The 19444-nt window shown below is 68.5% G+C and carries 18 protein-coding genes and 1 pseudogene; 7 read left to right on the forward strand and 12 right to left on the reverse strand.

Annotated features, from left to right (window positions below; all coding sequences use genetic code 11):
• Positions 1-9: 9 nt before the first annotated feature.
• Genes paaE through paaA form a run of 5 tightly spaced genes read right to left on the reverse strand, consistent with a single transcriptional unit; the run spans position 10 to position 3818 of the window.
• Positions 10-1170: a 1,2-phenylacetyl-CoA epoxidase subunit PaaE gene (paaE, locus tag ET475_RS00860; RefSeq protein ID WP_129385144.1), complete on the reverse strand. Its 1161-nt coding sequence runs from the start codon at positions 1168-1170 to the stop codon at positions 10-12.
• Complete coding sequence (gene paaD, locus ET475_RS00865) at positions 1170-1781, reverse strand: 1,2-phenylacetyl-CoA epoxidase subunit PaaD (protein ID WP_129385146.1); 612 nt, start codon at positions 1779-1781, stop codon at positions 1170-1172. The genes paaE and paaD overlap by 1 nt, the downstream gene beginning before the upstream one ends.
• Positions 1775-2590, reverse strand: a complete 816-nt coding sequence (paaC, locus tag ET475_RS00870; RefSeq protein WP_129385148.1) for a 1,2-phenylacetyl-CoA epoxidase subunit PaaC — start codon at positions 2588-2590, stop codon at positions 1775-1777. Before paaC ends, paaD begins: the two co-directional genes overlap by 7 nt.
• A complete protein-coding gene (paaB, locus tag ET475_RS00875; protein WP_129385150.1) occupies positions 2587-2871 on the reverse strand; it encodes a 1,2-phenylacetyl-CoA epoxidase subunit PaaB in 285 nt (94 codons plus the stop codon). The genes paaC and paaB overlap by 4 nt, the downstream gene beginning before the upstream one ends.
• Positions 2868-3818: a 1,2-phenylacetyl-CoA epoxidase subunit PaaA gene (paaA, locus tag ET475_RS00880; protein WP_129385152.1), complete on the reverse strand. Its 951-nt coding sequence runs from the start codon at positions 3816-3818 to the stop codon at positions 2868-2870. The genes paaB and paaA overlap by 4 nt, the downstream gene beginning before the upstream one ends.
• Positions 3819-3899: 81 nt before the next feature.
• Between paaA and paaI the strand changes: the two genes are divergently transcribed.
• The 3 genes from paaI (at position 3900) to ET475_RS00895 (ending at position 7416) form a co-directional block, all read left to right on the forward strand.
• Positions 3900-4313 (forward strand): hydroxyphenylacetyl-CoA thioesterase PaaI, encoded by a 414-nt coding sequence (gene paaI, locus ET475_RS00885; RefSeq protein ID WP_129385154.1) that lies wholly within the window; start codon positions 3900-3902, stop codon positions 4311-4313.
• Between the two features lie 19 nt (positions 4314-4332).
• A complete protein-coding gene (gene paaK, locus ET475_RS00890; RefSeq protein WP_422879951.1) occupies positions 4333-5586 on the forward strand; it encodes a phenylacetate--CoA ligase PaaK in 1254 nt (417 codons plus the stop codon).
• Between the two features lie 384 nt (positions 5587-5970).
• On the forward strand, positions 5971-7416 hold the full coding sequence (locus tag ET475_RS00895) for an MFS transporter (protein WP_422879928.1): 1446 nt from the start codon (positions 5971-5973) through the stop codon (positions 7414-7416).
• A gap of 3 nt (positions 7417-7419) precedes the next feature.
• Here the strand turns inward: ET475_RS00895 and paaZ are convergent, their stop codons facing one another.
• Entirely contained in the window at positions 7420-9468 is a 2049-nt protein-coding gene (gene paaZ / locus ET475_RS00900; RefSeq protein WP_129385158.1) for a phenylacetic acid degradation bifunctional protein PaaZ, read from the reverse strand.
• On the opposite strand from paaZ, the gene ET475_RS00905 reads away from it, so the two are divergent.
• Positions 9467-10117 (forward strand): TetR/AcrR family transcriptional regulator, encoded by a 651-nt coding sequence (locus tag ET475_RS00905; protein ID WP_129385160.1) that lies wholly within the window; start codon positions 9467-9469, stop codon positions 10115-10117. The two genes, paaZ and ET475_RS00905, sit on opposite strands and share 2 nt — an antisense overlap.
• A gap of 1 nt (position 10118) precedes the next feature.
• Here the strand turns inward: ET475_RS00905 and ET475_RS00910 are convergent, their stop codons facing one another.
• Together ET475_RS00910 and ET475_RS18345 are read right to left on the reverse strand one after the other, a co-directional pair.
• On the reverse strand, positions 10119-10373 hold the full coding sequence (locus ET475_RS00910) for a hypothetical protein (protein WP_242497714.1): 255 nt from the start codon (positions 10371-10373) through the stop codon (positions 10119-10121).
• Positions 10374-10466: pseudogene (locus ET475_RS18345) on the reverse strand (ClpX C4-type zinc finger protein); the annotation flags it as partial.
• Between the two features lie 41 nt (positions 10467-10507).
• On the opposite strand from ET475_RS18345, the gene ET475_RS00915 reads away from it, so the two are divergent.
• A complete protein-coding gene (locus tag ET475_RS00915; RefSeq protein WP_129385162.1) occupies positions 10508-11803 on the forward strand; it encodes an MFS transporter in 1296 nt (431 codons plus the stop codon).
• A gap of 171 nt (positions 11804-11974) precedes the next feature.
• Here the strand turns inward: ET475_RS00915 and ET475_RS00920 are convergent, their stop codons facing one another.
• Positions 11975-12952, reverse strand: a complete 978-nt coding sequence (locus ET475_RS00920) for an aldo/keto reductase (protein ID WP_129385164.1) — start codon at positions 12950-12952, stop codon at positions 11975-11977.
• Between the two features lie 84 nt (positions 12953-13036).
• Between ET475_RS00920 and ET475_RS00925 the strand changes: the two genes are divergently transcribed.
• A complete protein-coding gene (locus tag ET475_RS00925) occupies positions 13037-13444 on the forward strand; it encodes a DUF4870 domain-containing protein (RefSeq protein ID WP_129385166.1) in 408 nt (135 codons plus the stop codon).
• A gap of 3 nt (positions 13445-13447) precedes the next feature.
• On the opposite strand, the gene ET475_RS00930 is transcribed toward ET475_RS00925, so the two are convergent.
• Positions 13448-14404 (reverse strand): helix-turn-helix domain-containing protein, encoded by a 957-nt coding sequence (locus ET475_RS00930; protein WP_129385168.1) that lies wholly within the window; start codon positions 14402-14404, stop codon positions 13448-13450.
• Between the two features lie 122 nt (positions 14405-14526).
• Here ET475_RS00930 and ET475_RS00935 point away from each other — a divergent pair, with 122 nt between their 5' ends.
• Positions 14527-18366: a S8 family serine peptidase gene (locus ET475_RS00935; protein WP_165310673.1), complete on the forward strand. Its 3840-nt coding sequence runs from the start codon at positions 14527-14529 to the stop codon at positions 18364-18366.
• A gap of 60 nt (positions 18367-18426) precedes the next feature.
• Here the strand turns inward: ET475_RS00935 and ET475_RS00940 are convergent, their stop codons facing one another.
• Together ET475_RS00940 and ET475_RS00945 are read right to left on the reverse strand one after the other, a co-directional pair.
• Positions 18427-19176, reverse strand: a complete 750-nt coding sequence (locus ET475_RS00940) for a YaaA family protein (RefSeq protein WP_129385172.1) — start codon at positions 19174-19176, stop codon at positions 18427-18429.
• A 6-nt stretch (positions 19177-19182) separates the two neighbouring features.
• A complete protein-coding gene (locus tag ET475_RS00945) occupies positions 19183-19443 on the reverse strand; it encodes a F0F1 ATP synthase subunit epsilon (RefSeq protein ID WP_129385174.1) in 261 nt (86 codons plus the stop codon).
• Position 19444: the final 1 nt, after the last annotated feature.

The raw sequence follows: 19444 nt of genomic DNA on the forward strand, positions 1-19444 counted from the left end.
GGACTCTCCTCACACGTCGTAGTCGACGACGACGGTGTCAGTCACAGGATGGGACTGGCAGGTCAGGATGTAACCGCGCTCGAGCTCTTCGGGTTCGAGCGCGTAGTTCTCGGTCATGCGCACATCGCCTTCGACCAGCCTCGCACGGCAGGTTCCGCACACTCCCCCGGCGCACGCGAACGGCACATCGGGCCGCACCCGCAGCGCCGCATTGAGGATCGTCTCGTGGGCACTGTCGGGGCTGTCCACGCTCGCGGATTGCCCCTCCAGCGTGAATCGCACCGTACGCACGTGCTCGTCGGGCCGGGCCTGCACCGGGCGACCGCCGTTCGGTGTCGCCTGCCCGGGCTCGCCGGTCGTGAACAGCTCGTGGCGGATGTGCCGCCGGTCGACCCCGATGTCGGTGAGCACGTCGCGGCACAGCTGCACAAGCGCGAACGGCCCACACAGGAACCACTCGTCGACGGTGTCGGGGCGAATGAGCACATCAAGGATCGTCCGCAGCTTGGCCTCGTCGATCCGTCCCGACAGCAGCGGAGCCGCCCGCTGCTCGCGCGAGAGCACGTGGTGCAGCGCAAGCCGGGCGGGGTAGCGGTCCTTCAGATCGGCGAGATCGTCGAGGAACATCACGTCGGAGCGCGACCGGTTCGTGTACACCAGGGTGAAGCGGGATGTCGCGGACCCCGACAAGACCGTGGTCGCCAGCGCCATCAGCGGCGTGATGCCGGAGCCGGCGGCGATGCCGACGAAGTGCTGGCCGTCGACATCGTACTGCCGCGCCGTGAAGTTGCCCTGTGGACTCATGACATCGAGCGTGTCGCCGGGGTGCAGCTCGGTCTGCGCCCACGTCGAGAAGCGGCCTCCGATGTCACGCTTGATCGCGACGCTGAGGGTTCCTGCCGCCGGCGGACGGCACAGCGAATACGACCGGCGCAGCTCGTGACCGTCGAGCCGGGCACGCAGCGCTACATGCTGTCCGGCCAGGTAGTCGTACTCGGCCTGCAGCTGGTCGGGAACGGCGAAGGTCACCTCGACGGCGTCGTCGGTGAGCCGGCGCACCTCGGCGACGGTGAGGGTGTGGAACCGTGCGGCGCGGCCCCGCGGTCCTCCGACGGCCGAGGCGAGCAACGCGTCGGCGACGCGCTCGGCGCTGGCTGCGGCATCCGTCATCAGTGCGCCTTGAAGTAGTCGAACGGCTCACCACACGCGCGGCACGCGTAGAGGGCCTTGCATGCCGTGGAGCCGAAGTGCGAGATCTCACGCGTGTTCAGCGAGCGGCAGTGCGGGCAGCGCACGTGCAGGCCGCCCTGGATCGGGCCGACCGGGCGCGTTCCCGTCGGCGGGGCGATGCCGAACTGTTCGAGACGGCGGCGCCCGTCGTCGCTGATCCAGTCGGTCGTCCACGCGGGGGTCAGCGTCGTGCGCACCCGGACCTCGGCGAACCCGGCCGCGCGCACGGCGGCGCGCACGTCGCGCTCGATCACCTGCATCATGGGGCATCCCGAGTATGTCGGCGTGACCGTGACGGTGACCACGCCGTCGTCGATGCGCACCGCACGCAGCACGCCGAGGTCGGCGATTGAGAGCACCGGCAGCTCGGGGTCGCAGACGGTGGATGCCGCAGCCCGCGCGCGCTCGAGAGCAGTGCCGGTCTGATCCTGTGGCGTCTCGTTCCGCTCTTGCTGCGGCGGTGCGGGGGCGCGAGCAGCCCAGGGCCCGAGCACGGCCTCCAGCGCCTCGGCGCGTGTGGGCCGGGGTGCTCGTGCGGTCGAGGTCACCATGTCGCCCCCGGATGCTGCCGCGCCAGCATCTGCATCTCGGCCAGCAGATACCCGAGCGTCGGAAAGTGTTCTCCGCGCCGGCCGCCGCCGGAGGCGACGAAACGGGTCGGGGCCTCAAGCTCGGCTTCGGCGAAGACGGCTGCGATGGTCTCGTCGAACGATGCGCGCAACGTGGACGGCCGCACCGCGGCATCCCCCAGCCGGTCGATGAGCGGTTCGTCGCCGAACAACTCGTCGACGTACGGCCAGATGTCGTCGATGGCCGTGATCATGCGCCGTCGTGATTCGTCGGTGCCGCCGGCCAGCCGCTTTGTCCACTGCACGGCGTGGTCGCGGTGGTAGGCGACCTCTTTGACGGCCTTGCCGGCCACCGCGGCCAGCACCGGGTCGCTGCTGGCCTGCAGCCGTTCGTACAGGGCGAGAAGGTAGGTGGATGCCGCCAGCTGGCGGGCGATCGTGTGAGCGAAGTCGCCGTTGGGCTGCTCGAACAGCCAGGCGCTGCGGAAGTCGGGCTCGTCACGAAAGTACGCGAGATCGTCTTCGGTGCGTTCGTCAGCCGTGCCGGCGTAGCGCAGCAGGCTGCGCGCGTGGCCGAGCAGATCGAGGGCGATATTGGCCAGGGCGACGTCTTCTTCCAGCTCGGGGGCATGGGCTATCCACGCGCCCAGCTGCTGGGCGAGGATCAGCGCATCATCGCCGAGCCACAGCGCGTATTCGGCGATGTCGGGGGTCGCTGTGCGGCCCTGCTCGCCGACGAGCTCTTCGGCGAGTTCGACTTCGTCGACCGAGATGTGCACGGCCCTCGTCATAGGTGCGGCACCCCCTCGCTGGCGGTGTAGTAGGTCGCGTGCCGGTAGTTCTTGCCGGCGGGGCTCTCGAAGAACGCGCCCTTCGCGTCGGGGTCGCTCGCGGTGATCGCCTCGGAGGGCACCACCCAGATCGAGACGCCCTCGCCGCGACGCGTGTACAGATCGCGCGCGTTGCGCACGGCCATGTCGGCGTCGGGCGCGTGCAGGGAGCCGACGTGCACGTGCGAGAGACCGCGGCCGGCACGCACGAACACCTCCCAGAGGGGCCAGGACTCGGTCATGCCGCGGTCTCCTTCACCTGCTGCTTGCGGGCGTACTCGGCGGCGGCCTCGCGCACCCACGCGCCCTCTTCGTGGGCGGTGCGCCTGTTCTGAATGCGCACGGCGTTCATCGGCCCACGGCCCTTGAGCACCGCCATGAACTCGTCCCAGTCGATAGGGCTCATGTCGTACTGCTGCGTCTGCTCATTCCAGCGCAGCGCGGGGTCGGGCAGCTGCACGCCGAGTACCTCGGCCTGCGGCACGAGCATTCCGACGAAGCGCTGGCGCAGCTCGTCGTTGGAGAAGCGCTTGATCTTCCAGGCCATCGAGCGCGCCGAGTTCGGCGATTCGTCATCGGGCGGGCCGAACATCATCAAGCTCGGCCAGTACCACCGGTCCACGGCATCCTGTGCCATCTTCTGCTGCGCGTGGGTGCCCTTCATCAACTGCAGCAGAATCTCGAACCCCTGCCGCTGGTGGAACGACTCCTCTTTGCAGATGCGCACCATCGCGCGCGCGTACGGGCCGTACGAGCAGCGGCACAGCGGCACCTGATTGACGATCGCGGCGCCGTCGACGAGCCATCCGATGGCGCCCATATCGGCCCAGGTCGGCGTCGGATAATTGAAGATCGACGAGTATTTGGCCTTGCCGTCGATGAGCTGCTCGGTCATCTCGTCGCGGGTGATGCCGAGCGTCTGCGTCGCCGAGTACAGGTACAGGCCGTGGCCGGCCTCGTCTTGCACCTTCGCCATCAGGATCGCCTTGCGCTGCAGGCTGGGCGCGCGGGTGATCCAATTGCCCTCGGGCTGCATGCCGATGATCTCGGAATGCGCATGCTGTGACATCTGCCGGATCAGGCTCTTCCGGTAGTCGTCGGGCATCCAGTCCTTCGGCTCGATGCGGGCATCGGCGTCGATGAGCGCATCGAACGCCTCTTGTTCGTCGTGCGTGGTCACGGTCGTCATCGTCGACACCTCCGGCAATTACCTACCGCTCGTTCAGTAATTATGACATACTCGTGCCGTCGCAAGGGTGCGGGAGGGACGATGACGGTGATCCGGCCGATGATCAGGAAAGACCGTGCCGCCGCGGCTCTCGGGTTGCAGGTGGCCGTCGACGAACCAGGCCGGGCGGTCGTGTCGATGCGTGTGCGGGGCGACATGCTCAATGGCTTCGCCATCACCCACGGCGGGCTCGTGTTCGCCCTCGCTGACACCGCGTTCGCGATCGCGTGCAATGAGGATGAGCATGTCACCGTGGCCGCGGGCGCGGACATCACGTTCTTGAAGTCGACGCGCGCGGGCCAGACCCTGACTGCGACGGCGGTGCGTCGAGTGGTCAGCGGGCGCACCGGCCTGTACGACGTGACGGTGACCGACGAGACCGGCGACGTGGTCGCGGAGTTCCGCGGGCGGTCGCTGACGACCAATCGCACTTTCGAGGAGGATGCCGGTGACTGAGCTCGATCCGGAAGAGCGGATGCCGCGGCCCGAGCTGCAGGCGCTGCAGCTGAAGCGCCTGCAGTGGACGGTGCAGCACGCGTACGAGAACGTGCCGCCGTATCGACAGAAGTTCGCAGCGGCGGGCGTGTCGCCGGAGGACATTCGCACGCTGGACGACGTGCGCCGACTGCCGTTCACGACAAAGGCCGATCTGCGCGAGACCTACCCGTTCGGCATGTTCGCCGTGCCGATGTCGCAGATCCGCCGCATCCATGCCTCATCGGGCACGACGGGCCGGCCCACCGTCGTCGGCTACACCGAGGGCGATCTGCAGCGATGGGCGCAACTGGTGGCGCGCTCGCTGCGCGCGGCAGGGGTGCGGCCCGGGATGAAGGTGCACAACGCCTACGGGTACGGGCTGTTCACCGGCGGGCTCGGGCTGCACGACGGGGCGGCGCTGCTGGGCGCCGCCGTGATTCCCGTCTCGGGCGGGCAGACGGCGCGCCAGGTGCAGCTGATCCAGGACTTCGAACCCGAGGTCATCACCTGCACGCCGAGCTATCTGCTGACGATCGCCGACGCCATGGAACAGGCCGGGATCGATCCTGCCTCGACGTCGCTGCGCATCGGCGTGCTGGGCGCCGAGCCGTGGACGAACGAGCTGCGCGGCGAGATCGAGCGGCGCCTGGGCATCGACGCGGTCGACATCTACGGGCTGAGCGAGGTCATGGGCCCGGGCGTGGCCAGCGAGTGCGTCGAGACGAAGGACGGCCCGCACGTGTGGGAGGACCACTTTCTGCCCGAGGTGATCGACGCCGACACGGGCGAGCCGGTCGCCGACGGCGAGGCAGGCGAGCTCGTGTTCACCTCGCTCACCAAAGAGGCCTTCCCGGTGATCCGCTATCGCACCCGTGATCTGACCCGGCTGCTGCCGGGCACTGCTCGGCCGGGGATGCGAAGGATCCAGAAGATCACCGGGCGCGACGACGACATGATCATCCTGCGCGGGGTGAACCTCTTCCCCACGCAGATCGAGCAACTCGTGCTCGGCATCGAGGCGCTCACGCCGCACTTCGTGCTCGAGCTGACCAAGAACGGAAGGCTCGACGCGATGACCGTGCGCATCGAGCGCGACCCGAGCCTGTCGGTGGAGGTGTGCGAGGCGGCCGCGGTCGTGCTGCGGCAGCGGGTAAAGTCGCAGCTGGGCACGTCGATCGACGTGCACCTCGAGGAGCCCGGCACGCTGCCGCGCAGCGAGGGCAAGTACAAGCGCGTCTACGACCTGCGGTGAGGGATGCCGGTCACAACGGCGCCCCTTGTCGAAACTCACCTCACCGCGCGAAACACACCGCAACGCGGCCAGTCTCGCGCGCCAGGCCGAGTCTCGCGCGCCCGGCCACGTCTCGCGCGCCGGGCCAAGTCTCGCGCGCCCCTTGTCGAGACTCACCTCACCGCGCGAAACACACCGCAACGCGGCCAGTCTCGCGCGCCGGGCCGAGTCTCGCGCGCGGCCAGTCTCGCGCGCAGCGCGCTGATGTCCCCAGCGCGCTGATGTCCCCTGCGCACTGATCCCCAACCGTCGTGATCTCCCGCCGTCTGTCCCGCGCGTGAGCACGTCAGCGCCTCGTGTCAAGGTGCTTCCACAACACGCCGGGGCGGCGGCACGCTGACAGTCATGTCGCAGACAGAGCTGAAGACGATCTCGACGACGATCCCCGCGCGCATGGACCGACTCCCCTGGGCGAAATGGCACTGGCTGGTCGTCATCGGCCTGGGCACGGTGTGGATTCTCGACGGGCTCGAGGTCACCATCGTCGGCGCTATCGCGGGGCGACTGACCGAGAAGTCCAGCGGCCTGGGCCTGACAACCGCACAGATCGGGCAGGCGGCGGCCATCTACGTCGCCGGTGCGTGCGTCGGCGCCCTCGCCTTCGGTTACCTCACCGATCGGTTCGGTCGCAAGAAGCTGTTCATGATCACGCTGGGCATCTATCTGGCGGCCACCGTCGCCACGGCGTTCTCGTTCAACCCGGTGTACTTCTTCATCTGCCGGTTCTTCACCGGCTCGGGAATCGGCGGCGAATACGCGGCGATCAATTCCGCTATCGACGAGCTGATCCCGGCACGCCGCCGCGGCGTCGTCGACCTCGCCATCAACGGCTCGTACTGGCTGGGCACGGCATTCGGGGCGGTGCTGACGGTCTTTCTGCTGAACACCGCCATCTTCCCCGCCGATCTCGGGTGGCGTCTGGCGTTCGGCCTGGGCGCGGTGCTCGGGCTGACGATCCTGCTCGTGCGACGCAACGTTCCGGAGTCACCGCGCTGGATGTTCATCCACGGCCGCGATGAACAGGCCGAGAACGAGGTCGCGGCAATCGAGCGCACGATCGAGCAGCAGACCGGCGATGACCTTGAGCACGTGCCCGACGACACGGCGATCGAGATCCAGCAGCGTCGCTCGACCGGCTTCGGCGAGATCGCGCGCGTCGCAATCACTCGGTATCCGAAGCGGTTCGTGCTCGGCCTCTCGCTGTTCATCGGCCAGGCCTTTCTGTACAACGCCGTGTTCTTCACCTACGCCCTGGTGCTCACCCAGCTGCTCGACGTGCCCGACGACATCGCCCCGTGGTCGCTCGTGCCCATCGCCGTCGGCAACTTCCTCGGCCCGCTCCTGCTGGGCCGTCTATTCGATTCGATCGGGCGGCGCGTCATGATCTCGTTGTCGTACATCGGCAGTGGCGTGCTGCTGGTGGCCACCGGCATCCTCTTCGATCTTCGAATGCTGGATGCCACGTGGCTGACCGTCTGCTGGGTCATCGTGTTCTTCTTCGCCTCGGCGGGAGCGAGCGCGGCCTATCTCACGGTGAGTGAGATCTTCCCCATGGAGACGCGGGCGATGGCGATAGCGTTCTTCTACGCCATCGGTACGGGCCTGGGCGGCATCATCGGACCGCTGCTGTTCGGCAGCTTCGTCGAGCAGGGCATCTCGGCGGTCGCGATCGGCTACTTCCTCGGCGCAGGGCTCATGATCGCCGCGGGCCTGGTCGAGGTGTTCCTCGGGGTGGATGCGGAGCGCAAATCGCTCGAAGACATCGCCGACCCGCTCTCGAAGACCGGCTGAGCGCTACTGCTTGGCCACCAGGGTCAGCACGTCGTACGACGCGACGAGCTCGTCGCGCTGGTTGCGGATCACGGCATCCCAGCGCACCTCGCCGTAGTCATCGGTCTCTCGCGGCGTGATCTGCTTGGCGGTGAGCTCGACGCGGATGGCGTCGCCCGGTGAGACGGGCGTGACGAAGCGCAGATCCTCGAGTCCGTAATTGGCCAGCACCGGGCCGGGCGCGGGGTCGACGAACAGCCCCGCCGCAAACGAGATGAGCAGATAGCCGTGCGCGACCCGTCCGGGGAAGAACGGGTTCGCCGCTGCGGCCTGCTGGTCCATGTGCGCATAGAACGTGTCGCCGGTGAAGTGCGCGAACGTCTCGATGTCGTCGAGCGTCACCTCGCGCTGACCCGACGCGAACCGGTCGCCCACACGCAGCCGTGACAGCGGTTTGCGGAAGGGATGCTCGCCGTCGGTGTGCACCCGGGCGCCGGAATACCACACCCCGGTCAGTGCCGTGAGCATGTCGGGCGAGCCCTGCACGGCCGTGCGCTGCATGAAGTGCTGCACCGCGCGAATGCCGCCCAACTCCTCCCCGCCACCCGCGCGCCCCGGGCCGCCGTGCACGAGGTGCGGCACCGGTGAGCCGTGCCCGGTCGAGGTGCGTGCGTCAGCGGAGTCGAGCATCAGCACGCGGCCGTTGTACGGCGCGACGCGCTCGAACAGCTCGCGGGCGACGCCCTCGTCGTCGGTGGCGACGCTGGTCACGAGCGACCCGCCGCCCCGGTTCACCAGCGCGGCGGCTTCTGCCACCGAGCTGTACCCGATCACCGTCGACACCGGCCCGAACGCCTCCACCTCGTGCGCAGCATCGGGCGCGTCGGGCCCGAAACCGATGAGCATCGGCGCGACGAACGCCCCGTCGGGGGCGGGCCCGGTCGTCCCGTCGGCGCGCACCACATCGGGCGCGTCCGTCGAGCCGAGCAGCAGCCGGCCCCCCGCGCTCACCAGGTGATCAACCTGAGTGATCACCTCGTGAGTCTGCGCGAGAGAGACCAGCGGGCCCATCGTCACGCCCTGGGCCCGCGGGTCGCCCAGCACAAGTTTTTCGTCGAGCCGGGCGCGCAGCGCCTCCACGACGGCGTCGATGGATGCCGCCGGCACTATCGCACGACGGATGGCCGTGCACTTCTGCCCGGCCTTGGCCGTCAGCTCGGTGAACAGCTGGCGGATGTATGCGTCGAACACGGGCGTGCCGGGCACCGCGTCGGGGCCGAGCACCGACGCGTTGATCGAGTCGGTCTCGCTGAAGAACCGCACCCCGTCGGGTGTCTGCGCGCGCAGCGCCGCTGCCGTGGATGCGGAACCGGTGAAGGCCACGGCATCCCCCAGCCGCAGCAGCTCGAACACCCCGGGCAGTGGTCCCGAGACGAGTTGTAGGGCGCCGTCGGGAACCAGACCCGAATCCACGAGGATGCGCACCCACGCTTCGGTCAGGTGCGCCGTCGGCGTTGCGGGCTTGATCAACGTCGGCACGCCCGCCAGGAACGCCGGCGCGAGCTTTTCGAACGGGCCCCAGGTCGGAAAGTTGAAGGCGTTGATCTGCACGACCACGCCTGGCAGCCGCGTGTACACGTGGCGGCCGAGAAAAGAGCCGTCCTTCGACAGCTGCTCGGCCGGTCCGTCCAGCAGCACGTGGGCGTTGGGCAACTCGCGGCGGCCCTTCGACCCGTACGTGAAAAGCACGCCGATGCCGCCGTCGACGTCGATCATCGAGTCGCGCACGGTGGCACCGGCCGTCGTGGCCAACTCGTACAGCTGGTCCTTGTGCTCGGTCAGCACCTGCGCGAACTGCTTGAGCAGCAGGGCCCGCTGATGGAAGGTCAACTCGCCCAGCGACCGCTGACCGGCCTCTCGCGCATAGGCGAGCGCACCGGCCAGATCGATTCCCTCGCTGGAGATACGGGCGACCTCCTCGCCCGTGGATGCGTCGCGCACCACCGCTGCATCTACGCCGCTGCGCGGCATCCACCAGTCCCCGTCGACATAGCTCGGCAGCGTTGCATCCATGCCGAATACCTTACCGATCGTTCAGGAAAGAGACGACACGTGCCAGACTGGGGCGGTGACCGAACAGGCCAGACGCGGGCGCCCCGGGTACGACCGGGAGCAGATTCTGCAGGTCGCCGTGATGCTGTTCATCGAGCAGGGCTACGACGCGACCTCGGTCGCGCAGCTCGCCGAGCGTCTCGGACTGACCAAGTCGGCCCTGTACCACCACTTCGCCTCGAAGGAAGAGCTGCTCTCCGTTGCGCTCGAGCAGGCCCTGGGCGGGCTGGAGGCGGTGCTCGAAACCGATCAGGCCACGGCCGGCACGGCCGCCGAGCGCCTGGCCGCCGTCCTGCGCGGTGCGGTGCAGGTGCTGTCGGCGCGATTGCCCGCGGTCACGCTGCTGCTGCGCGTGCGCGGCAACAGCGACACCGAGCGCGCGGCCCTCGCGCGCCGCCGCGCCTTCGACCGAAAGGTCACCTCGCTCGTGCGCGCAGCGCAGCACGAGGGCTCGGTGCGCGCCGACATCGATGCGTCGGTGGCCACCCGCTTGGTCTTCGGCATGGTCAACTCGCTCATCGAGTGGTACCGGCCCACCGGCGGTGAGGGCGCCGACCAGCTGGCCGCCGACGTGCTCGCCGTCGCCCTGGACGGCCTGCGCACGCGCTGACTCAAGAGCTGACGCGACGAGAGAATCGCTCCCATGCCGATTGACGCGTGACGCCGAGGACATCGGCGACCTGTTGCCACGATGCGCCCGCCGTTCGTGCCGTCTTCACCCAACCGACCAATTCCTCGTCGACATGGGCACCCACCTGGGCCACCTCCGGAAGAATCTCCAGGATGCGGCTGAGTCCGAGGGACACCCGGTGATCTGGCGAGAACACACGAGACAGCTCCGTGTCCCCCGGCTGGTCGACGAGCACCGCCGCATCTCGGACGCAATCCGCACAGATGGCGACGCCGGGCCCGGCGACGAGGCGCACACCGGTTCGAGCCCTCAGACAGAACGAGCACATCACATGGACAAGTCTAGAGTGTCAGGGTTACCCTGACACTTGTGACATCCGACATGCGTCTCAGCCTTCGCCACAACCGCCCGTTCCGTGCCCTGTGGACGAGCAGCGTCGGCGAGTCACTCGCAGACGACGTCTCGCGTTCGGTTCTCCCTCTGGTCGCGGCCAGCACACTCGGTGCAGGCTCCTCAGCCATCGGACTTCTGCAGGCGCTCAGCATGGCTGCGTTCCTCCTCCTGGGAATACCGGCTGGCGCCGTGGTCGAACGCGCCCGCATCCGTCGGGTGATGCTCTCGACGACCGGCGTTCGAGCAGTGGCCGTGACCACCATCCCCATCGCGGCATTCTGCGGCGTGCTCTCAATGTGGCAGCTGTTCTGTGCCGTGGCGGTCATCGGCGTTGCGGATGTGTTCTTCTCCGCGGCATCCTCCGCCGCACTTCCTCGCCATGTCGCGGCGCCGGATCTGGGCCAGGCGTACAGCAGCCTTCGGGCCACCCAAGCAGCGACCTCGATCGCCGGGCCGGGCATCGGGTCCGTGATCATTCGTATGTCGTCGCCCGCCGTCGCGGTCTTCTCCGCGTCCGCGGGGTATCTCCTTTCAGCCCTCGCTCTCAGCAGATATCCCGACGATCAACCGTTCCCCACGGAATCGCCTGAGCGTCAACGCCGGTCATTGTGGCGTGATGCGGCGGATGGGCTCTCGTATGCGGCTCGTCACCGGGTGCTCCGACCGCTCTTCCTCGGGAATGCGTTCTGGAACTCTGCAAGCGCGATGGCCAACGCCGTCCTTGTCGTGTTCGCATTGCAGGAAGCGGGACTGCGCGCAGGCGATTTCGCTCTCGTGACAGTGTGCGAGGCAGCCGCCGCATTCGCCGGGGCAACTCTCGCGACTTCGCTTTCTCGGGCGCTCGGTATCGGGCGCGCGAAGACTGTGGCGATGACCGCGAACACCCTGGTCCTGGCGGCATACCCTGTGGTCCCGTCGCTCTTTGGCTCCTCGTTCCTCTGGATCGCGGCGCTGGGATCGCTGTCAACGTTCGCAGCGATGATCTACTCGCTCAGCGCCGCCGGCACGGTGGCACAGGTGACACCCCCCGGGTTGCATGCGCGGGTCATGTCATGCGCTCGATTCGCGGCGCTGGGCCCCATGCCCGTGGCGAGCATCGTGGGTGGCACCGTCGGAGACATCGCCGGGCTGTCGGCCGCCCTCATGTTGGCCGCCGTCCTCAGCGCCATGTCTCTGGCGGTATTCATGACGAACCCGCAGCGGCGGTGGAAAGCCATGCCGACTGCCGAGGAACTCATCTCTGCCGGGTATCTCCCCCGCGAACCGTCGTGACCGCCGCCCCGGGTCCTCTCGCGCAGGGACTCGCGAGATCACGCCCATGCACGCGTCAGGGCGCAAAATCCGTGCACAAGCGCGATCTCGCGGGCAGAAGTGTTGTGTCGTTTCGACTCGCTTCGCTCGCTCAACGACCGGGCGGTTCAACGAGCGGGCGGTTCGGCGAGGTCAGTCCGCGGCCTCCGGCGGCGGGAACATCGCGTCGATGGCGGCGAGGTCGTCGGCCGACGGCGACCAGGCTGCGCCGGCGGCGGCGTTCGCCCGCACCTGCTCGGGCCGGGTCGCACCGGCGATCACACTCGACAGCGAGGAGTGCGACAGCAACCACCCGAACGTCGCCTCGAGCATCGTGATGCCACGCTGGTCGCAGAACGACTGGTACGCGTCGAGGGCATCCCACGGCGCGTTCTCCCACAGCTGGCGCCGCTGGCGCATGATGCGGCTGTCGTCCGGCCCGCCGGCACGGGTGAATTTGCCGGTGAGCAGCCCGTTCTGCAGAGGGAAGTAGGGGAAGAAGCCGAGACCATAGCGCTCAACGGCGCGCAGCACATTGCGCTCGGCATCCCGCCGCAAAAGGCTGTACTCGTTCTGCGCCGAGACGTACGGCACACTGTGCCGCTGAAGCGCGACGAAGTGCGCCTCGGCGATCTGCCAGCCCGAGAAGTTCGAGTGCCCGATGTAGCGAACCTTGCCCTCCCGCACGAGGTCGCCCAGCGCGTCGAGGGTCTCTTCCATCGGCGTCTCGTTGTCGGGCGTGTGCAGCTGGTACAGGTCGATCCAGTCGGTCTGCAGGCGGCGCAGGGATGCCTCGACCGCCCGCCGCACGTACGACCGTGAGCCCTTCGCCCCGCCGCGGATGCCCAGATCGCGCCCGGAGTGTCCGAACTTCGTCGCCAGCACGACCTCGTCGCGACGCCCGACCAGCGCCTGGCCCATCAGCGTCTCACTCAGCCCCGGTTCGGCGCCGTAGATATCGGCGGTGTCCAGGAACGTCACACCGGCATCGATCGCGGCATCCAGCACAGCCTTCGTGCCCTCGAGTGTCTCCGTCGCGGTGCCGGGACGGCCGAAGTTGTTGCAGCCGAGCCCGACGGCGGAAACGAGAAGTCCTGATGCGCCCACACGGCGCTGTGGCAGATCGGTCATCGTCTCTACCGTACCGGTCGCCGTTGCCGGGCAGTGCGTCGGACCGATACCGTGAGCATGCCGTATCTCGGAAGGACCAGCATCATGACGAACCCCCCGAACCCCGGGCAGCCGTATGGTCAGCCCGCCCCGCCGCTCTCACCCGAGGGTGACAAGCAGGCCGCCATGTGGGCCCACATCGGCGGCATCGTCGGCTTCCTGCCGTCGCTGATCATTTGGCTCGTGCTCAAAGACCGTGGCCCGCGCGTGAACGGCGAGGGCAAAGAGGCGTTGAACTGGCAGATCACCGTGACGATCGCCTGGGTGGCCGTGGGGATCGTCCGTGGTCTCCTAGGTTGGCTTCCGTTCATCGGCCCCCTCTTCGTCGGCCTGCTGGGCCTTGTGCTGTTCGCCATCTGGGTGCTCAACGTCGTCTGGTCGATCATGGGCGGAGTCGCCGTCAACAACGGCGGCGGCTATCGTTACCCGATCAACCTGCGCCTGATCAAGTAACGGTCACACCCAGCCGCGGCGCACGGCTTCGGCACCCAGCTGAAACCGCGACAGCACGCCCGCACGCTCGGCGAGTTCGGCGACGCGCCGTTGCACGGTGCGCACCGAGATAGACAGCTGCGAGGCGGCTGCGGCATCCGTCATGCCCAGCACCAGCAGCGACAGCAGATCGCGGTCTGCCTGGCTGACGCTGGGCTCGTCGGGACCCAGCAGCGGCCGCGCCGCCGACCAGTACTCGCCGAACATCGCCATCACAAGGTCGAGCAGTCCCGAGGGGTGCACCAGCAGGGCGCCGCTGACGCGATCGGGGCCGTGCGAATACATCGGCAGCAGCGCGATGGCGTCGTCGACCAGGAAAAGCCGCGTCGGCAGCGACGGCAGCACCCGGATGTCTTCCCCCGCCGCGATCGTCACCCGCGCGCTGTCGATGAAACCGGGCCGCTGAGCGACCTCTGACTCGATGATGACCCGATAGCGTACGCCGCGCCGCAGCGCACGCTCCTCCTCGAGATTGTCCTGCGACGCCATCAGCGCCACCTCGCTGAGCACGAACACATCGACCCGCTCGAGCGCAGACGCCTGCAGTTGAGCCAGGCGCTGGCGCACGGCATCCGGCCCCACGACGACATCGACGACATCGGGCGCCGCGCGCTGCTCGGCTCCGTGCCGATACAGCTCACTGAAGTGCACGAGCGCCTCGTGCGCGGCGGCCAGTCGCCGTTCGCTCTCCAACAGCAACGGACGCAGAGCAAGCGAAGGCGGGGATGCCACCACCCGGTCGGGTGCCGAGGCCTGACGGGCGACCAGCCCGGCACCCTCGAGTTCGTCGACGAGTCGGCGCACCCGCACGCTGTCGAGCCCGGTGACCCGGGCGAGCTCGTCGGGAGCTGCCGACGGCGCGGCCAGCAGGCTGCGGTAGAGCAGAACGTGATCGTCATCGAGCCCGATCGCGTCGAGCATGCGGCCTCCAGATCTGCGGCGTCGATGGCTGGCGGATGACGGCCATGGCGGTTCTTCGCCACCACGTTATACCGCGCGGTATGGGAATGTGGGCCTCGCTCCCCAATCAGGAAAGGGTTCTCATGGATCACCCCCACAATCGCCCCGCACGTCGACGTGCGCGGGCGACGCTGGCCGCCACGACCGGCGTCGCCTTGGGCCTCGGCGGGCTCGGCGCGGCCGCCCTCCCCGCCGAGGCGGCATCCTCGCACCAGGACAGCCCGGCGACCGCCGAGGCCGTGCACAGAGTGACACTCATCACCGGCGACACGGTGACCGTCACCGATCGCTCCGACGGCACCCACACCGTCGACGTCGACACAGTCACCGACGGCGACGGGTACAAGACACTGCAGGTCGGCGACGACCTTCACGTCATTCCCGACAGCGTCGAGTCGTACCTCGCCCATGGCGTGCTCGACGACGACCTTTTCAACGTCAGCCTGCTCATCGAGGACGGATACGACGACGCGCACGTGGATGCCACGCCGATCATCGTGCAGACCGACGGTGGCACCACCCGCTCGGCTCCGGCTCCCGGCCTGACCGTGCAGCGTGCGCTGCCCAGCATCGACGCGCAGGCAGTCACCGCGTCGCACGCCAAGGCCGCACAGACGTGGGAGGCGCTCACACGCACGAGCACGAAGACGCGCTCGGCGGCAGCATCCGGCTTCGCCGGTGGCATCACCGCAATCCACCTCGACGGCAAGGTCAAGGCGACCCTCGACACCTCGGTGCCGTGGATCGGCGCTCCCGACGCGTGGGATGCCGGATACACCGGCGACGGCGTGACCGTCGCCGTGCTCGACACCGGTTACGACGCCACCCACCCCGACCTGAAGGGTCAGGTCCTTGACGGCTCGCAGAGCTTCGTACCGGGTGAAGCCGTGAGCAGCGACCCCGAGGGACACGGCACCCACGTCACCTCGACGATCGTGGGCACAGGAGCGGCCAGCGACGGAAAGTACCGTGGCGTCGCCGACGGTGCGAAGGCGATCGTCGGCAAGGTCCTGGCCAATGACGGCTTCGGTCAGGACTCGTGGATCATCGCCGGCATGGAGTGGGCTGCGAAGAACGCCCCGATCGTGTCGATGAGCCTCGGTTCGACCACGCCCAGCGACGGCACCGACCTGATGTCCGAAGCGCTCGACGAGATCTCGGAACAGACCGGAGCGCTGTTCATCGTCGCGGCCGGCAACGCCACCAACCCCGAGACGATCGGTGCCCCCGGCGCCGCCGCCGATGCCCTCACCGTCGGCTCGGTCGACGACCCGTCGGGCGCGCTGTCGTGGTTTTCCAGCCAGGGTCCGCTGACCCTGTCGGGGGCGATGAAGCCCGATATCGCCGGCCCCGGCAACGACATCACCGCAGCCCGTTCGGCCCAGAGCGCCGGCGAGGGCTACTACGTCAGCATGAGCGGCACCTCGATGGCCACGCCGCACATCGCCGGCGCAGCCGCGATCCTCAAGCAGCAGCATCCGGACTACACCGCCGACCAGCTGCGGGCTCTTTTGACCAGCACATCGCGTGACGTCGGGCTGAACCCCTACCAAGCCGGCGTCGGCGTGGTCGATCTGACCACCGCCATCGACGCGGACGTCGTAGCCTCGGGGTCGGCAGACTTCGGGATGCTGCACTGGGGCGATGATCCGACCACTCTGGAGCGCACCGTCACATACACGAACAACGGCTCGGCCGAGGTGACCCTCGACCTCGACGTCGCCGTCTCCGATACCACGCCCGCCGGCGACGGCGGAGTCGAGCCGCTGTCGGCCGAGGTCGCACCCAGCGATGTCGTGAGTGTGAGCGCCGATTCGCTCACCGTGCCCGCCGGCGAAAGCCGCGAGGTCACCCTGACCGCCGACCAGGCGGCCGTGGCCGCCGGGCATCAGCTCTCGGGCGCACTGGTCGCCTCGATCGAGGGCACCGCAGTGGCCCGCACCGCGATCGGCATCATCGCCGAGGACGAGCGCTACAGCCTGCACCTGACCGCGACCGATTTCGACGGCCAGCCCACCGAGGCCACCGCATGGCTGTGGAATGCCGAGAACCAGGCCTATCAGATCGTCGACGTCGCCGGCCAGGCGACACTGCGGCTGCCGGCCGGCTCGTACAGCGTGTTCTCGTACATGACGCTGAACAAGAGCGCCGACAGCGCCGTCGAGGTTCTCACCGGCGACCCATCGGTCGACCTCACCTCCGAAGGTGCGACCGTCGCACTGGACGCACGTACGGCGAAGAAGGTCTCGGTCGACGTCGGAGAACGAGGGCTTGAGACCACGGTGAACCGGATGGACTTCGCCGTCGACGGCTTCACCGGCAGCGCCTCTCTTCCGGTGACGATGGACGGCTTCTATGCGCAGCCGATGAACGCCGACGCCGACCAGGACTTCACGTACTCGGTGCGCTGGCGGCTGCAGCACCCGACACTCACGGTGAAGGCGGGGAGCCGCAACCTGGACCTCATCGTGGCGGCCGGATCCACCCCTCTCGATGGCAAGCTACGCGCGAGCGCGGTGGATGCGGGCGACGGCTCCACCGACGCCTTCGCCGCCGTGGCAGCGAAGGGCAAGGTGGCCGTGGTCACCCACTCGTCGACCATCACGCCCGGCCAGCAGGCCGAGAACGCTCTGAACGCGGGCGCGAAGCTGCTGATCATCGTCAACGACGCCGACGGTGAGTTCAGCGAGTGGGCAGGCTCGGCCGACTACACGCAGCCGACCAAGCTGGCCGTCGCGCAGATCAGCGGCGTGCAGGGCCGTGCCCTGTTGGCCGACATCACGCGCCACCCCGTACAGGTGTCGGGCACCGGCATCCCGTACTCGCAGGCGATCTGGGACATCTCACGCTTCGAAGACGGCAAGATCTCGGCGAACCAGGCCTACCGGCCGGGCCGGCTGGCTCAGATCCAGACGACGTACTCCGGCGACGACACCCAGACCGTCGCAGAGTTCCGGTACGACTTCGTTCCGGGCGTGGAGTACGGCACCGGTTTCACCTACGCCGTTCCGCGCGGCATGACCCGCACCGAGTGGGTCAGCACGCGTGACGTGAGGTGGCTGCAGGAGCCCGAGATCGTCGAGGCCGCCTGGCAGGTGCGTGACGTTCTGCACAGCTACAAGGCAGGCCAGCGCACCTCGACGTCGTACTTCGACGGCATCGTGCGGCCGTACATCGGGCCCGGCTACTGGGCGCCGTATGCCAGTGGCGACGGCGTGACGCTGAACGTCCCGTCGTGGGCCGACGGCATCTCACCCGAACGCACCGGCACGGCCGACACGTATGCGGCCGATCCGCACACCTCGCAGCAGCTCGACCTGTACGTGGACGGCCAGATGGCGGGGTCGGGCTCGTACCAGAGCCTGTCGGCGTACGGACTGGCCGATGGCGCGCACGATCTGAAGATCGTGAACACCGCGACGCAGGACGGCACGCTGCTGGGCGACCAGTCGACGTCGACCCGCACCGAGTGGACGACGACGGCGACCACCGACGCGTCGAACTACGACCAGCACATGCTGCCGCTGCTGCAGGGGTACTACAGCATCGACGACGACACGAAGGGCCGTCATCGCCCGTCGACGTCCGAGACGCTGAACGTGCAGGTCGGTCATCTGGCCGGTGCCGTGGGATCGGCCAAGGTGACCGGCGCCACGGCGCAGGTGCGGGTGAACGGCGGAAAGTGGCAGAGCGTGAAGCTGACCCTGCGCTCGCGCGACACGTCGGGACCGGGCGAGGCGTCGGGCATGTTCCCCACCGGTCGCGCGTACGTCGCCTCGTACACGGCTGAGGTTCCCACGAACAAGGCCGGCTGGGTCGATCTGAAAGTGACGGCGAAGGATGCCGCAGGCAACACCTTCGCTCAGCAGATCACCCATGCGTTCCAGATCTCCGCGTCGCACCAGGGGCACCCGAAGCCCTGACGCGGTGACACAGCAGCAGGCGGCCCCGGGAGGTGATCCTTCCCGGGGCCGCCTGTGTGTTCACACGACCAGGTCGAGCTCGCCCGCCGCACCTTCGCGCAGCACGACGCCGGCGGCATCCGCCCACCGCCGCAGCGTGTCGATCGACGCGATGCGCGGCCGATCGGTGGCCAGCTGCCGCACCAGCTCGCCCTTGGCGTGCTTGTTGAAGTGGTTCAGCGCACGGGTGGTGCCATCGGCCCCGTCGGTCACCACGCGCAGGTAGGCGTGCGGGGTACCGGCGGGGATCGGGCCGAGCGCCGCGTAGGCCTCGGAGCGCAGGTCGAGGACGAACGAAGGCGCCCGCTGCGCGATTGCGGCCGTCACCGCGTCTGCCCACACCCGGCGCAGCGGCGGCAGACCGGGCAGGGTCGTGCCGGCGGCGAGCCGATAGGCCGGGATAGCGTCGAGGGCGGCCACCGGGCCGAACGGCGCCGAGTGGATAAGCACATGCGCACCGAGCCAGCGCCGCGCCGCGGCATCCAACCCCGAGGCATCCAACGCGTCATAGAGCACGCCGGTATACCGATCGACAGCAGGCATCGTCGGGCCGGTGCGCAGCGCCGCATTGTGCGCGATGTCGCCGCGCTGCCGCGGCGACAGTTTGAGAATCCGGGCGGACTCTTCTTCGTCGGCGGCCAGAGACACCAGCGCGTCGATGACCTGGGCACGCTGGGGTGCGAGCTGCGCGAGAGCGAGAGCATCCAGCCGCAGAGAAGAGCGCCGCCCTCCGGAACGCTTGGTCTCGGAGGGCGGCAGCAGAATCAGCATGCCGGGTCAGGCCACGAGCGCGGCCTGGCCGGCGACGATGGTCACCCGATCGTTCTCGACAGAGACGAATCCGTCTTTCGCTTCGGCCTCGATCTTCACACCGTCAGCGCCGGTGATGCGCACGCGACCTTCGGCGAGGATCGCCAGCACGGGCTCGTGCCCGGCCATGAATCCGATCTCGCCTTCGACGGTCTTGGCGATGACGAGGGATGCCTCGCCGGTCCAGACCTCTTCTTCGGCGGAGACGAGAGTGACCTGCAGGGGCATG

The organism is Microbacterium protaetiae, assembly GCF_004135285.1.
GTDB lineage: Bacteria > Actinomycetota > Actinomycetes > Actinomycetales > Microbacteriaceae > Microbacterium > Microbacterium protaetiae.

What these genes read in the sequence shown, in the direction of transcription:
- paaE (WP_129385144.1), bottom strand. Translation starts at nt 1,170, where the DNA reads ATGACGGATGCCGCAGCCAGCGCCGAGCGCGTCGCCGACGCGTTGCTC.
- paaD (WP_129385146.1), bottom strand. Translation starts at nt 1,781, where the DNA reads ATGGTGACCTCGACCGCACGAGCACCCCGGCCCACACGCGCCGAGGCG.
- paaC (WP_129385148.1), bottom strand. Translation starts at nt 2,590, where the DNA reads ATGACGAGGGCCGTGCACATCTCGGTCGACGAAGTCGAACTCGCCGAA.
- paaB (WP_129385150.1), bottom strand. Translation starts at nt 2,871, where the DNA reads ATGACCGAGTCCTGGCCCCTCTGGGAGGTGTTCGTGCGTGCCGGCCGC.
- paaA (WP_129385152.1), bottom strand. Translation starts at nt 3,818, where the DNA reads ATGACGACCGTGACCACGCACGACGAACAAGAGGCGTTCGATGCGCTC.
- paaI (WP_129385154.1), top strand. Translation starts at nt 3,900, where the DNA reads ATGACGGTGATCCGGCCGATGATCAGGAAAGACCGTGCCGCCGCGGCT.
- paaK (WP_422879951.1), top strand. Translation starts at nt 4,333, where the DNA reads ATGCCGCGGCCCGAGCTGCAGGCGCTGCAGCTGAAGCGCCTGCAGTGG.
- ET475_RS00895 (WP_422879928.1), top strand. Translation starts at nt 5,971, where the DNA reads ATGTCGCAGACAGAGCTGAAGACGATCTCGACGACGATCCCCGCGCGC.
- ET475_RS00905 (WP_129385160.1), top strand. Translation starts at nt 9,467, where the DNA reads ATGCCGAATACCTTACCGATCGTTCAGGAAAGAGACGACACGTGCCAG.
- paaZ (WP_129385158.1), bottom strand. Translation starts at nt 9,468, where the DNA reads ATGGATGCAACGCTGCCGAGCTATGTCGACGGGGACTGGTGGATGCCG.
- ET475_RS00920 (WP_129385164.1), bottom strand. Translation starts at nt 12,952, where the DNA reads ATGACCGATCTGCCACAGCGCCGTGTGGGCGCATCAGGACTTCTCGTT.
- ET475_RS00925 (WP_129385166.1), top strand. Translation starts at nt 13,037, where the DNA reads ATGACGAACCCCCCGAACCCCGGGCAGCCGTATGGTCAGCCCGCCCCG.
- ET475_RS00930 (WP_129385168.1), bottom strand. Translation starts at nt 14,404, where the DNA reads ATGCTCGACGCGATCGGGCTCGATGACGATCACGTTCTGCTCTACCGC.
- ET475_RS00935 (WP_165310673.1), top strand. Translation starts at nt 14,527, where the DNA reads ATGGATCACCCCCACAATCGCCCCGCACGTCGACGTGCGCGGGCGACG.
- ET475_RS00940 (WP_129385172.1), bottom strand. Translation starts at nt 19,176, where the DNA reads ATGCTGATTCTGCTGCCGCCCTCCGAGACCAAGCGTTCCGGAGGGCGG.
- ET475_RS00945 (WP_129385174.1), bottom strand. Translation starts at nt 19,443, where the DNA reads ATGCCCCTGCAGGTCACTCTCGTCTCCGCCGAAGAAGAGGTCTGGACC.